This is a genomic window from Sphingomonas sediminicola, from assembly GCF_014489515.1.
Classification (GTDB): domain Bacteria; phylum Pseudomonadota; class Alphaproteobacteria; order Sphingomonadales; family Sphingomonadaceae; genus Sphingomicrobium; species Sphingomicrobium sediminicola.
This window is the reverse complement of sequence record NZ_CP060782.1, coordinates 1427043-1440083: the sequence shown is the minus strand read 5'-3', so window position 1 is coordinate 1440083 and position 13041 is coordinate 1427043. Positions and strand designations below refer to the sequence as shown.

Sequence of the window (13041 nt, the reverse complement as noted above, 5' to 3'; positions counted from 1 at the left end):
CTTCAGCCAGATACGCACCGTTGTTGCATCAAGGAGCCACCATGAAACTCCATTCCCGCAGCCTGCTTCTCGCCACCCTCAGCCCTTTCGCATTCGCGACCGCCGCTGAGGCGCAGCAGACCAATCAGCCTGCAGCCCAACCCGCTCCAGCTGCGGCGACGCAGAGCACCACGCCCGACGAAGAGACGATCGTGGTCACCGGTACCCGGCGTTCCGACCGAACCGTGGCCGACAGCCCCGTTCCGGTGGACGTGATCGGTTCGGAAGCGATCGCGAATACTGGCCAGACGGAGACGAACCGGATCCTCAACCAGCTAGTACCGTCTTTCAATTTTCCGTCGCCATCCATTGCCGACGGTTCGGACGCGCTTCGCCCGGCGACATTGCGCGGCCTCAGCCCCGACCAGACCTTGGTCCTCGTCAACGGCAAGCGCCGGCACGTGTCCGCGCTGCTCAACATCAACGGCACGGTCGGTCGCGGCAGCGCCGCAGTCGATATGAACCTCATTCCCAGCCTTGCCATCGGCCGGGTCGAGGTGTTGCGCGACGGTGCGGCCGCGCAATACGGCTCGGACGCCATCGCCGGCGTCATCAACATCCAGATCAAGAACGCCAACCACGGCGGTCGGGTCAGCCTGACCTACGGACAATATTACACGACGATCAATGACGTGGCTCGGGTTACCGGCCTGCAACTCGACGCCAACGGCCAGCCGCAGCTCGATCCCACCGACAGCCGCTACTTCCTCGCCAATATGGACGGGGAGCGGAAGGCACATGACGGGACCCAGGTGACGCTCGCCGCGAACCTCGGCCTGCCGATCGGCCCTAACGGCTACATCAATCTCACCGGCGAGTTTCACAACCGCGACCGTACCAACCGTGCCGGATATGACCTGCGACCGAACTTCATTCGGCCGACGTCTGCGTTCGACCCACGGGAAGTCAGCTTCAACCGGCTTCAGTTCCGCTTCGGCGACCCGGATTCGAAGGATTACAATTTCTTCCTCAACGCCGGCCTGGAGGTCAGCCCCGGCTGGGAAGCCTACGCGTTCGGCTCGTACGGGCACCGCAACGCGGAGAGCGCCGCCAACTGGCGCCAGCAAAGCAATTCGGCGAACCGGGACTGGAGCGCGCTAGCGCCCAACGTCTCGCCGACCGCAGCAAATTTCGTGCCGCTGACGGACATCGGCTTTCTCCCCCTGATCGAGACCGAACTCGAGGATTATGCCGGGACCGTCGGCGTCCGCGGCGAGATCAAGGGTTGGAAGGCAGACTTCTCCGTCGGTCGAGGCCACGACAGCTTCGATTATCAAGTCCACGATACGCTGAACTCATCTTTTGGACCGGACAGCCCCAGCGACTTCGACGCGGGTGGCCTGCGCTATGGACAGACGATCTTCAACCTCGACTTCTCGAACCAGTTCGACATTGGATTCGCGAAGCCGCTCTCGGTCGCCGTGGGCGCCGAGCATCGTCGAGAGCAGTTCAAGATCCGGCCGGGCGACACCTTCTCCTGGGCGATCGGTCCTCTCTTCCGCGCGTCCTTTGCGACCACCTCAGCGAACTGCGCGACCGAGCAGGGCGTTTACAACGTCTCGACCGGCATCTGCAGCTTCCCGGGCCGCCAGGCTCCGGTCGGTGCGCAGGGCTTCCCCGGCATTCCGGAGAACAGCAGGACGGACGAGAGCCGCCACAGCTGGGCCGCTTATGCCGAGCTCGATACCGATCCGTTCGAGGGCTTCACGACGACTCTCGCCGGTCGTTTCGAGGATTATTCCGACTTCGGCTCGACCTGGAACGGCAAGTTTGCCGCTCGCTACGAGCCGATTGAGGGATATGCGATCCGCGGTTCCGTCTCGAACGGCTTCCGTGCACCGTCGCTTCACCAGCAATTCTTCACCACGACATCGACCAATTTCATCGGAGGCTTGCCAGTCGACATCTCGACCGTCGCGGTGGACAGCCCAGTAGCCCAGGCGCTCGGCTCGACGCCGCTCAAGCCCGAGAAGTCGGTCAACCTCAGCCTTGGTGCTACGGCAAACCCGTTCCGCGGCCTGACGCTCACCGCCGATCTATACAAGATCAAGATCAAGGACCGCATCGTCCTGACCGAGAACCTGGGTGCCGCGGGTAGCGGAACCTCGGCGCAGAACGCCGCGGTGAAGGCCATCCTCGATGCCAACGGATTCCCGAGCGTCGGCGCGGCTCGCTTCTTCATCAACGGTCTCGACACTACCACCAAGGGCATCGACCTTGTCGGCGCCTACAACTTCCGCGCCGGCGACCTCGGCCGCTGGACGCTGACTGCCGCCTACAATTACAACAAGACGAAGATCGACAAGCGGTTGAACGCACTTGGCCCGCTCGCGCAAATTCCCGGGCTTGTCCTGTTCGGCCGAGTCGAAGGCCTTCGGTTCACGAAGGGCCAGCCGAGAGACAAGATCGTCCTCAGCGCCGATGGCGATTTCGGCAAGCTGGGCTTGACCGCCCGGACCACCCGTTACGGCAAGGTCGTGTCTCCGGGTGCCGCGGCGCCAATCTCCGATCCGACGAGCCTGACCGCATACGGCCCCGATGATATCTTCCTCGGCGCGAAGTGGATCACCGACGCCGAGCTTCGCTGGAAGCCCGGTGGCGGCACCGAGTTTGCGCTGGGTGCGGACAATTTGTTCGACGTGTATCCTGACCGCTCGCCGTTCGGGCCGCGACCAACGTCGGTCGGTGGCGTCTACCCGTGAACCAGATCTACATCCCGTACTCGATCTTCTCGCCGTTCGGCTTCAATGGCCGCTACGTTTACGGCCGGGTTTCGGTGACGTTCTGAGAGGTGGCGGGCGGGCTTCAATCCGCCCTGTTTCCAACGGGTGTCGGGCGAGTTCGGTGCTGGTGAGCCCTGCTGGATTCGAACCAGCGACCTACTGATTAAAAGTCAGTTGCTCTACCGACTGAGCTAAGGGCCCGACCAGCCGTGCCCCGTTACCTGCGAGGCGGCGGCGGGCAAGGCGATGGGCGAAATGATGTGCAGTCTGGTGGCCGTCGATCCGCCAGCTAGGAGCAATCGTTGCCAGAGGGCCGATCACAAAGCTGCGCTCGGTCGCGGATTTATGCGGGATGGAGAGCCCGCGTTCGCTCCAGTTTCCGCCGCTCCAGACGATGATGTCGAGGTCGAGCACCCGCGAGCCCCAGCGACGGCCGGGCCGACGGCCGAACTCCCGCTCGATCGTTTTCAGCTGCCGCAGCACTTCGGGCGGCTCCAGCGCGCTCTCGATCAGGGCAACGGAATTGGCAAAATCGCGGCCTGCGCCGCCGTGCGCCGGGTTGAGGATTATCGGAGCTGCGTCGAACAGGCCGAACTGCTGATCGAGCCTGGCAATAGCGGCCTCGATCACCTGCGGCGGCCGGCCATGACGGCCGTGCGGCCGGTTCGAGCCGATGGCGATGGCATAGAGTTGCGTTGCGCCTGACACAGCGGGTCGCCTACGGCACGATCATGCAGTTCGCCAGCCCCGCCGACCTGTCGCCGGTCCCCAATGCCGAGGCTCCGCGCGACTGCCCGCTCTGCCCGCGGCTGGTCATCTTCCGCCACGAATGCCGCGACGAGCATCCCGACTGGTGGAATGCGCCGGTTCCGGCTTTCGGCGATCCCGAGGCGTGGCTGGCCATTGTCGGCCTTGCTCCTGGAAAGCATGGCGCGAACCGCACAGGCCGTCCCTTTACCGGCGATTATGCCGGCGAGCTGCTGTACGAGACGCTGCTCAAGTTTGGGTTGGCGGAGGGTGAGTATGGCGCTGACCCGACCGACGGGTTGAAGCTAAAGGGCGCGGTGATACTCAACGCGGTGAAATGTCTTCCGCCGGCCAACAAACCGGAGCCGGGCGAGATCAGGACGTGTCGCAATTACTTCGAAGCCGCGCTGGCTTCCCTTCCCAAGGTTCGCGTGCTTCTCGCTCTAGGCCAGATTGCCCACGTCGCCGCCGCGCGGGCACTGGGTCTGCCCCGACTACCACGAAGTTCGGCCATGCCGCGGAGGCGAAAGCGGCCGATGGCCGCCTGCTGCTCTCCAGCTATCATTGCTCCCGCTACAACCAGAACACCGGGCGGCTCGACCGCCCGATGTTCGAGGCTGTGTTCGAGCGGGCTCTTTCCCTTATCCGGTAGGGCCGGCGGGATTGCTGTCGGCGACCAGCTTCCAGCTTCCGTCCTGCTGCTTCTTCCAGACGCTGAGGTTCGTTCCCTTTATGTTGACGAGCTTCTTCGTCGCGGAATCGGTGTAGGTCTCCGTATATTCTGCGGTCGAGTAGGCCATGTCGCCGCTCTCGCTGAAGACCTTCGCGCCTGGCTTGTAATCGACCTTGATCGCCGGATCGCTCAGGAAGCTCTTGAACCCGGCTACGATGGCCTCCTTGCCACGGCTCGTTTCGCCGCGATCACCGATAAACACCGCGTCGTCGGCGTAGAGCGAAGTAGCGCTCGCCGGGTCCCGCGCCGTGATTGCCGCGATCTGGCCTGCTCCAGCTTCTCGATCGCCGCGGTCTCGGCGGCTGTGTCGGGCTTTGCCGACGGAGAGGGCGCATTCTGGGTGCACGCGGCACAGGCCATAAGGACGGCACAAGTCAGTATCGTGCGCATGATTCGTCCCCCATCATTGAGGGGCGGAACAAGCGCCTCTAACGTTTTTGAGTCAATGAGGATCAGCGATCCTCGACGAGCCGTCCGTAAAGCTCCGGCCGTCGGTCGCGGAAGAACCCGAAGGCTGCGCGGTGCTTCTTCGCCTGCGCAAGGTCGAGCGTCGCAACCAGCACCCCGGTTTCGTCCGCTCCGAACTCGGCGAGCATGTCCCCGCGCTCGTCGCAGATGAAGCTGTGGCCGTAGAAGCGCTGCCCGTGCTCGGTGCCGATCCGGTTGGCGGCGACGACGGGAACCACATTCGAGACGGCGTGACCGATCATCGCCCTCCGCCACAGGCGCGACGTGTCGAGGTCGGGGTCGTGCGGCTCGGTGCCGATGGCGGTCGGGTAGAAGAGGATGTCCGCGCCCATCAGCATCATCGCTCGCGCCGTTTCGGGGTACCACTGGTCCCAGCAGACTCCGACGCCGAGCGTCGACATGTGCGGTCCGTTCCAAACCTTGAAACCGGTATTTCCGGGCCGAAAGTAGAACTTCTCTTCGTATCCGGGCCCGTCGGAATGTGGCTCTTACGGTAGACGCCGGCGATTTTCCCGTCCGGGCCGATCATCGCGAGCGAATTGTAATGATGCGGGCCGTCCAGCTCGAAGTAGCTGGTCGGGATCCAGATCTTGAGCTCCTTCGCTAGCTCCTGCATCGCAAGGACCGAGGGATGCTCGGCAGTCGGGCGCGCGTTCGCGAACAGGCTCTCGTCCTCGACGCGGCAGAAATAAGGGCCTTCGAACAGTTCCGGCGGAAGGACGACCTCCGCGCCTTTCGAAGCCGCTTCGCGCACGAGGTCGGCGACCGCCTTGATGTTGGCGACCGTGTCTTCGGTGAAAGCGAGCTGAAGCGCGGCGACGGTAAGCTTGGTCATGCGGGAACCTGCTGGGAAATACAGTGGAAGCTTCCGCCTCCGGTCAGCACATGGTCAGCGCGCAACCCGATTGCAACGCGGCCAGGGAACAGCGCCTGGACGACGTCCACGGCAGCGCGATCGTTCGGAGCGCCATACTGCGGGACAATGACTGCGGCATTGCCGATGTAGAAGTTCATGTAGCTCGCCGGGATGACGTCTCCGTCCTCACTCTCGATGCGGCCGGGCGAGGGCAGAGTGACAACATCGAGCCTTGCTGCCCTCAGTCGCTTGGCAGCATCGCGGTAGACGGTCTCGTTAGGGTCGTCCTTCGCCGCCGTGGGGATCGCAACGCGGCCGGGGCCACGAACCTCGCGAGATTGTCGACGTGACCGTCGGTATGGTCGTTGAGCAGACCTTCGCCGAGCCAGACGACGCGTTCGAAACCGAGATCATGCTCCAGCCGGCCCTCAATGTCCTCGTGGGTCGCGCCGGGATTGCGATTGGGATTCAGAAGGCATTGCTCGGTCGTAATAACCGTGCCCGACCCATCTCCGTCGATCGCTCCGCCTTCGAGCACCCAATCGGCCTGCGCGTATGGCAGGGACGCGGCCTTCGCGATGCGCTCGCCCACGTCCTGGTCGCCTTCGAGATCGTATTTGTTGCCCCAGCCGTTGAAGCGGAAACCCTGCGCCCGGCGCTGTTTGCCCGAGCCCATGACGATTGGCCCGCTGTCGCGAAGCCAGATGTCGCCGAACTTCTCGACGATCACGGTCGCGAACGGCGCGAGCTGGCGAGCCTTCGTCGCGGCGTCCTCGTGAGCGGCAACGAGCCAGACCTGCTCACCCTTGCCGCCGGCGTGCACGGCCTTTGCGAAGGCCGCCACCTCCTTCTCGGCTTCTTTCAAGTCCGAAAGCCATAGCTCTGGATCTGACGGAAAGCCGATCCAGACGGCTTCGTGAGGCGCCCATTCGGGAAGAGGAGGCAAAGTCATCGCGCGCGCCTAAAGCGTTGTGAAACGAAGAGCAAAGATTGCCGCGCACCGTTCGTCGATCCGGCATGTGCCTTTCGCTCGCTGCTGCTAACAGTTGCGGATCTACGGCGGGGAGTGACGGATGTTGAGATTGGCGGTTGCCGCATTTGCGTTGGCGTTCACCAGTACGGCGGAAGCGACCGTCCATTACGCGATCGACCTGACATCGCCTGAGCATCACAGCGGCAAGGTCAGGATCACCTTCCCGGCAACTACCGGCAACACTCTCGATTTGAAGATGCCGGCGTGGCGTACAGGGCGATACCAGATCCTGAACCTCGCGAACGGCGTGAGCCAGTTCTCCGCAAGCGAGGGTAATGGCCATTCCCTGCCGTGGCAGAAGATCGACAAGTCCACGTGGCGGATACAGCGGGCCGGCACTGGTCCGGTCACCGTCGAATATGATCTCTACGCGAACGAGCTTGGCCTCCGGTCGCGCCACATCGACGACAGCCACGCATATCTCGATGCCTCTGCGGTGTTCATGTACTCCGACGCGTCCCGCGCGGACGATGTCACCGTCTCGCTCAAGGTGCCTGCCGGATGGCGCAGCTTCTCGGGCCTGCAATCCGATGGCGCGGACCGGTTCAAGGGCGCTAATTGGGACATCCTCGTCGACTCCCCGATCGAGACGGGAATCAACCGCTCGTTCCAGTTCAAGGAAGGCAACCGCGACTATGAGGTCGTGTTCTGGGGCGATGGGAATTACGACACAACTCAAACTGTTGGCGACCTGAAGAAGATTGTCGCGCAGGCTCCCAGCATCTGGAGCTCCTATCCCTTCCAGCGCTACGTTTTCATGATCCACGCGACGGACGGCGTTGGCGGGGCAACGGAACACCGCAACTCGACGGTCATCCAGATCCCGCGTAATTCATTTCAGCCGCGCGAGAAGTACCTGAAATTCCTCAGCACGGCCTCGCACGAGTTCATCCACACTTGGAACGTGAAGGCCTACCGGGCGAGCGCGATGGTCCCGTATCGCTACCAGGAGGAGAACTACACAGACCTCCTCTGGCTGGAGGAAGGCTCGACCGACTATTTCGCCGACCAATTCCTGGTTCGCGCCGGTATCATGAAGCCGGACGAATATTTCGCTGCTCTGGCCGATGCGGTCGACCATTATCGACGGACGCCCGGAGCCTCGGCGCAGTCGGTGGCGTCGACGTCATTCGACGAGTGGATTGCACCCGGCGGTGACCGCGCGACAAACGCCTGGGCGGATATTTACGCGGAGGGATCGCTGGTCTCCTGGCTGCTCGACATCAAGCTCCTGCAGGAAAGCGGTGGGAAGCTTTCGTACCGGAATGTCCATGAGGCGCTGTACCGACGATTCCCGTCGGAGCAGGGCAAAGGTTTTAATGCGACAGACGTGAAAGCGATCCTTGCCGAACTGACGGGTCATTCCTGGGAAGATTGGTGGACGCGGAACGTCGACGCTCCAGCGCCGGTGGATTTTGCTCGCCTGCTCGCCGCCGTCGGCCTTCGCATTTCCTATGAGGACAGCGACAAGACGGTGCCGACCAATCCATGGGCGGGCTGGAAAGCTGATCAGGCCGAGGGCGGCATGAAGCTGACGGGCGTGGAGCGGGGTAGTCCCGCCTGGGATGCCGGATTCGTTCCGGACGATATCATCACGGCATTCGATGGCAGGCGCGTCACGAAGGACCGCTTCGAGGATGCGCTGATGGAACGGAAGGCCGGAGAGGTCGTCACGGTCAGCTACTTCCGGCGCGATCAGTTGCTTCAGAAGAAGCTGACGCTTGGCTCAATCCCGAAGAACAAGCCGAAGGTGGTGAAGGTCGCTCGTCCGACCGCGGCTCAGAAGGCGCTTTACCAGCGCTGGCTGCTGGCGCCGTACCCGACCAACTGATCAAACAAAAAGGGCGGCCCCGAAGGACCGACCCGCTTGTTCGAACCGATCGAGAGATCAGCGCGAATAGAATTCGATGACCAAGTTCGGTTCCATGCGGACCGGGTACGGAACCTCGTCCAGCGTCGGAACGCGGGTGTAGGTCACCTTCGAGGTGCCGTCCGGCGAGACGTAATCGGGAACGTCACGCTCGGCGAGGCTCTGCGCCTCAATCACGAGAGCCATTTCCTGGGCCTTCGGGCCGAGCTCGATCACGTCGCCGACGTTCACGCGGCGGCTGGCGATGTTGCACTTCACGCCGTTGACGCGGATGTGGCCGTGGCTGACCAGCTGGCGGGCCGCCCAGATCGTCGGCGCGAACTTGGCACGGTAGACGATCATGTCGAGACGGCGCTCGAGCAGGCCGATCAGGTTCTGCGAAGCGTCGCCCTTCATGGCGCTCGCTTCCTGGTACGTCCGCTTGAACTGCTTCTCGGTGACGTCGCCGTAATAGCCCTTCAGCTTCTGCTTGGCGCGGAGCTGGATGCCGAAGTCCGACACCTTGCTCTTGCGGCGCTGGCCGTGCTGACCGGGACCATATTCGCGGCGATTGACCGGGCTCTTGGGGCGTCCGAAGACGTTCTCACCCATGCGGCGGTCGAGTTTATACTTGGCGCTAGAGCGCTTGCTCACGTCAATTCTCCAACTTGCGTTATCGTTGCGCCCGGGACCGCACCGCAGAGCATTGCGCTCTACGCGATCACCGCTTCACCGGGCATGCGGGATCAATTGCGAGCGGCGCACCTAGGGGAGAGGGCGCCAGAGGTCAAGTTTCAGAGCGGTTTCGGCTCGGGCCCACGAGGGCACGGATGATTCCGCGGATGGCCTTCACCTCGCGCGACGACCAGCCGGTTTTAGTGAAGATAGTGCGGATGGTGTTCTTGGTCGCCTGGGTCCGCGACGGCGGGTGGTAATAGCCCTTGGCGTCGAGCTCTTCTTCCAGCTGGGCGATCATACCTTCGACTTCGCCGTGCGGGCGGGCTCTTCCAGCTCCTTGGCCGTCGGCGACGCCAGCTCCGACCGCTTCGACCATTCGTAGGCGAGCAGGATCACAGCCTGAGCAAGGTTGAGCGAGCCGAACTCGGGGTTGATGGGCACCGTGACGATGGCGTTCGATAGAGCGACGTCTTCGGTCTCGAGGCCCGAGCGTTCGGGTCCGAAGAGGATTGCAGTCCTGCCAGCCGAAGCGACAATGTTGTCGGCCATCTTCTCGGGCGTGACTACCGGCATCACGAGATCGCGGCGGCGGACGGTGGAGGCGAACACGGTCGAGCAGTCCCCGATCGCTTCCTGGACGGTGTCAAAGACCTGCGCCTGCTCCAGAACGATGTCGGCGCCGCTCGCCGACGGTCCGGCATCCGGATTGGGCCAGCCGTCGCGAGGGGCGACCAGCCGCATATCGGTGAGGCCGAAGTTGAGCATCGCGCGCGCCGCCTTGCCGATGTTCTGGCCAAGCTGCGGACGGACGAGGACGATGACGGGCTTGCTGGCGCTCACAGCAACTTGTCGTGGCCGGGCGGGACGGATTCCTTCTCCACCCGCTCGGCGATCTCGGCGAACTCGCTCGGGTCGCTGAAGTCCTTGTAGATGCTGGCGAAGCGAATGTAGGCGACGTGGTCGATCGTCCGCAGGCCGAACATGACGGCCTCGCCGATCTTCACGGATGTGACCTCATCCCCCTGCGTTTCCATCTGCCGCTGAACGCCGCTGACGAGGCGGTCGATCTTGGCCGGGTCCACGTCGCGCTTGCGGCAGGCGTGGCCGATGGCGCGCTCCAGCTTGGCGCGGTCGAACGGCTCGCGCTTGCCGTCTTTCTTGACGACGGTGAGATCGCGGAGCTGGACGCGCTCGAAGGTCGTGAAGCGCGCGCCGCAGGCTTCACATTGGCGCCGGCGGCGGATCGCCGCCCCATCCTCGGACGGGCGGCTGTCCTTCACCTGGCTGTCTTCATGGGCGCAAAAAGGGCAACGCATCAGCTATAGATGGGGAAGCGCGCGCAAAGTTCACGCACGCGTCCGTTCACCTCGCGCTCGACCTCGCCATTATTCTCCGGTCCGTTCTTGACCAGACCGTCGAGGACGTCGGCAACCATGTCCCCGATATCGCGGAATTCCGCCTTGCCGAAGCCGCGGGTCGTGCCGGCCGGCGAGCCTACGCGAATGCCGCTGGTCTTCACCGGTGGAAGCGGGTCGAAAGGAACGCCGTTCTTGTTGCAGGTGATGCCGGCATGCTCGAGGCTCTCGTCGGCGTCTTTGCCGGTAAGGCCGAGCGGACGGAGGTCAACTAGTGCCAGGTGCGTGTCGGTGCCGCCGGCAACGAGGTCAGCGCCACGCTCCTTGAGGCGGTTGGCGAGTGTCTGGGCGTTGGCGATCACGGCCTTGGCGTAAGTCTTGAATTCCGGCTGCAGCGCCTCGCCGAAGGCGACCGCCTTGGCGGCAATGACGTGCATCAGGGGACCGCCCTGAAGGCCCGGGAAAACGGCCGAATTGACCTTCTTGGCTATGGCCTCGTCGTCTGTCAGCACCATGCCGCCACGCGGGCCGCGGAGGGTCTTGTGCGTGGTCGTCGTGACGACGTGAGCGTGACCGAACGGTGAAGGGTGCTCGCCCGCTGCGACCAGCCCGCGAAGTGCGCCATGTCGACGAACAGATAGGCTCCGACCTCATCCGCGATCGCGCGGAAGCGCGCGAAATCGAGATGGCGTGGATAGGCCGAGCCGCCAGCGATGATCATCTTCGGCTTGTTCTCTTTCGCCAGCCGCTCAACCTCGTCGAAGTCGACGAGATGGTCGTCCTGCCGAACCCCGTACTGGACCGCGTTGAACCATTTCCCCGACTGGGCCGGAGGAGCGCCGTGGGTGAGGTGACCGCCGGCGGCGAGGCTCATGCCCATGATCGTGTCGCCGGGTTGCAGCAGAGCCATCATCACCGCGCCGTTGGCTTGCGCGCCTGAGTGCGGCTGGACGTTGGCAAAGCCACATCCGAACAACTGCTTGGCGCGCTCGATAGCGAGGGTCTCGACCGTGTCGGACGGCGCGCAGCCCTGGTAGTAGCGGCGGCCCGGATAGCCTTCCGCATATTTGTTCGTCAGGACAGAGCCCTGCGCCTCTAGCACCGCGCGGCTGACGATGTTTTCCGACGCAATCAGCTCGATCTGCGTTTGCTCGCGGACGAGTTCGGCCTTGATGCCCTCGAAGACCGCCGGATCGGCGTCGGCGAGCGTGCGGGTGAAGAAGCCGTCGGGCTGGACGTCGTTCAAATTGGCGGCGGAGGCCATCAGGCGGGTTCCTGTTCCGAGGGGTTGGCCAGCTGGTCGACGCGCCGTTGGTGGCGGCCGCCGAGGAAATCGCTGGTAAGGAAGGCAGTGACGCAGGCTTTGGCCATCTCGATCCCGATCAGCCGGGCGCCGAGGGCGATGGCGTTGGCGTCATTGTGTTGGCGGGCGAGCGATGCCGAAAGCGGCTCCGCGACCTGGGCGCAGCGGCAGGCGGAGTTGCGATTGGCGGCGATCGCAACGCCGATTCCCGACCCGCAAACGGTGATTCCGCGATCGGCTCGCCCATCAGCGAGCGCTTCGGCTAGCATGGCTCCGTAGCGGGGGTAATCGACGCTTTCGGGACCATTGGTTCCGAGATCCTCGACTTCATGACCCTGCTCGACCAGCCAGCTCGCGAGTTGGTCCTTCAGAACGTATCCGGCATGGTCAGCGGAAAGGGCAATGCGCATGCCAGTTTCCTAGCGTGCAAGTTCTCGACGCGCCACCGTCACCGCATCGCAAGGCTCCGAGGATCAATCTCGGTCGCGAGGGTGACTGACTTGACTGAGCCGCACAATCGGCTGGCGGGCCATGTAGCTAGGCCCAGCGATCAAGTGCTGAATCCGGAGCTGGACGTCTCACTGACCTGGAGCACTGCGGAACTGCAGCGCGTTATCGGCCTTCTTCGTGATCTTGTCGTCACTCACCGAGAAATAAGTGTACTTGCTGTACGGGTCCCTGAGATTGGCTCGCGTCCCCCGCAGATCGTAGACACAGACCAGTCCGTCCTGGTTCTTGTCGAAGGCGTCGCTGAGGACTTGCAGGTTGTAATCCCGCGCAGCGCCCAGCGTCGTGAACTGCTGGCCGAACACGCCGCTCAAGTATTGTATCTTTGCCGCTTCGTCGTCTCCGAATGCGGATTGCAGACCAGCCTCGATAAGGTTCCAATATGTGCCAGGGCCGTCCCCGAAGACTTCCGTCGGTCCGCCATTGAGGAGCTTCGAGTCGCTTGTGCACGTGGCATCCGTCTGCACCTCGGCAACGGCCCGTTGCGGCCCAATTGACACCAAAATAGACAAGCCGATTGCCCCTGAACGGAGGACGAGTGAGGGGAATGAAGTCTTCATGCCTTGTCTCCTTCGGTACCCTCGTGGCCCGAGACTTAATCGAGCAGCGCACCTCGCAACCTCTTGAATAATCTCGATCGGAAGACTGGTGAGCTTGTCTTTAGTTAGCTGGGAACCCAAGCGGCTGAGGCAACAGCCGACCGTTGAGTAAACCATAATGGCAGCTTTGGGTCGAAAGCGGACTTTAGCG

General features: G+C 63.3%; 9 protein-coding genes, 1 tRNA gene and 5 pseudogenes. 3 read left to right on the top strand and 12 right to left on the bottom strand.

Features of this window, described 5'->3' with window-relative positions:
- The first annotated feature begins 41 nt into the window (after positions 1 to 41).
- Positions 42 to 2741, top strand: a complete 2700-nt coding sequence (locus H9L14_RS07735; RefSeq protein ID WP_187707653.1) for a TonB-dependent receptor plug domain-containing protein — start codon at positions 42 to 44, stop codon at positions 2739 to 2741.
- A 146-nt stretch (positions 2742 to 2887) separates the two neighbouring features.
- Here H9L14_RS07735 and H9L14_RS07730 read toward each other — a convergent pair.
- From H9L14_RS07730 to H9L14_RS15745, 3 genes are all read right to left on the bottom strand, one after another.
- Positions 2888 to 2963: transfer RNA gene (locus H9L14_RS07730), tRNA-Lys, on the bottom strand.
- Positions 2919 to 3392, bottom strand: coding sequence for a 2-amino-4-hydroxy-6-hydroxymethyldihydropteridine diphosphokinase (gene folK, locus H9L14_RS07725; protein WP_246444576.1), 474 nt, complete (start codon positions 3390 to 3392; stop codon positions 2919 to 2921). The genes H9L14_RS07730 and folK overlap by 45 nt, the downstream gene beginning before the upstream one ends.
- Before the next feature lie 88 nt (positions 3393 to 3480).
- Positions 3481 to 3666, bottom strand: a complete 186-nt coding sequence (locus H9L14_RS15745) for a hypothetical protein (RefSeq protein WP_246444766.1) — start codon at positions 3664 to 3666, stop codon at positions 3481 to 3483.
- Here H9L14_RS15745 and H9L14_RS07720 point away from each other — a divergent pair.
- A pseudogene (locus tag H9L14_RS07720) lies at positions 3578 to 4161 on the top strand (uracil-DNA glycosylase). The gene H9L14_RS15745 and the pseudogene H9L14_RS07720 sit on opposite strands and share 89 nt — an antisense overlap.
- Here the strand turns inward: H9L14_RS07720 and H9L14_RS07715 are convergent.
- From H9L14_RS07715 to H9L14_RS07705, 3 genes and pseudogenes are all read right to left on the bottom strand, one after another.
- Complete coding sequence (locus H9L14_RS07715; RefSeq protein WP_187707652.1) at positions 4151 to 4588, bottom strand: YybH family protein; 438 nt, start codon at positions 4586 to 4588, stop codon at positions 4151 to 4153. The pseudogene H9L14_RS07720 and the gene H9L14_RS07715 overlap by 11 nt on opposite strands.
- Before the next feature lie 106 nt (positions 4589 to 4694).
- Positions 4695 to 5545: pseudogene (gene aguB / locus H9L14_RS07710) on the bottom strand (N-carbamoylputrescine amidase).
- Positions 5542 to 6518: pseudogene (locus tag H9L14_RS07705) on the bottom strand (agmatine deiminase family protein). The pseudogenes aguB and H9L14_RS07705 overlap by 4 nt, the downstream one beginning before the upstream one ends.
- Positions 6519 to 6639: 121 nt before the next feature.
- On the opposite strand from H9L14_RS07705, the gene H9L14_RS07700 reads away from it, so the two are divergent.
- Positions 6640 to 8430 (top strand): M61 family metallopeptidase, encoded by a 1791-nt coding sequence (locus H9L14_RS07700; RefSeq protein ID WP_187707651.1) that lies wholly within the window; start codon positions 6640 to 6642, stop codon positions 8428 to 8430.
- A gap of 57 nt (positions 8431 to 8487) precedes the next feature.
- Here H9L14_RS07700 and rpsD read toward each other — a convergent pair whose 3' ends face one another.
- The 6 genes and pseudogenes from rpsD to H9L14_RS07670 all read right to left on the bottom strand — a co-directional run bounded on the left by rpsD (position 8488) and on the right by H9L14_RS07670 (position 12851).
- On the bottom strand, positions 8488 to 9102 hold the full coding sequence (gene rpsD / locus H9L14_RS07695) for a 30S ribosomal protein S4 (RefSeq protein WP_187707650.1): 615 nt from the start codon (positions 9100 to 9102) through the stop codon (positions 8488 to 8490).
- A gap of 133 nt (positions 9103 to 9235) precedes the next feature.
- Positions 9236 to 9891, bottom strand: a pseudogene (locus H9L14_RS07690) (RNA methyltransferase).
- Positions 9892 to 9962: 71 nt separating this feature from the next.
- Positions 9963 to 10442 (bottom strand): transcriptional regulator NrdR, encoded by a 480-nt coding sequence (gene nrdR, locus H9L14_RS07685; RefSeq protein WP_187707649.1) that lies wholly within the window; start codon positions 10440 to 10442, stop codon positions 9963 to 9965.
- Positions 10442 to 11745: pseudogene (gene glyA / locus H9L14_RS07680) on the bottom strand (serine hydroxymethyltransferase). Before glyA ends, nrdR begins: the two are co-directional and overlap by 1 nt.
- On the bottom strand, positions 11745 to 12194 hold the full coding sequence (rpiB, locus tag H9L14_RS07675) for a ribose 5-phosphate isomerase B (RefSeq protein ID WP_187707648.1): 450 nt from the start codon (positions 12192 to 12194) through the stop codon (positions 11745 to 11747). The pseudogene glyA and the gene rpiB overlap by 1 nt, the downstream one beginning before the upstream one ends.
- A 168-nt stretch (positions 12195 to 12362) precedes the next feature.
- The gene (locus H9L14_RS07670) at positions 12363 to 12851 is read right to left on the bottom strand and encodes a hypothetical protein (protein WP_187707647.1); all 489 of its coding nucleotides are present in this window, start codon (positions 12849 to 12851) and stop codon (positions 12363 to 12365) included.
- Positions 12852 to 13041: the final 190 nt, after the last annotated feature.

Excerpts from the sequence above, each read along its gene's own strand:
- H9L14_RS07700 (WP_187707651.1), top strand. The coding sequence starts at position 6,640 with ATGTTGAGATTGGCGGTTGCCGCATTTGCGTTGGCGTTCACCAGTACG.
- H9L14_RS07735 (WP_187707653.1), top strand. The coding sequence starts at position 42 with ATGAAACTCCATTCCCGCAGCCTGCTTCTCGCCACCCTCAGCCCTTTC.
- H9L14_RS15745 (WP_246444766.1), bottom strand. The coding sequence starts at position 3,666 with ATGGCCAGCCACGCCTCGGGATCGCCGAAAGCCGGAACCGGCGCATTC.
- H9L14_RS07670 (WP_187707647.1), bottom strand. The coding sequence starts at position 12,851 with ATGAAGACTTCATTCCCCTCACTCGTCCTCCGTTCAGGGGCAATCGGC.
- nrdR (WP_187707649.1), bottom strand. The coding sequence starts at position 10,442 with ATGCGTTGCCCTTTTTGCGCCCATGAAGACAGCCAGGTGAAGGACAGC.
- rpiB (WP_187707648.1), bottom strand. The coding sequence starts at position 12,194 with ATGCGCATTGCCCTTTCCGCTGACCATGCCGGATACGTTCTGAAGGAC.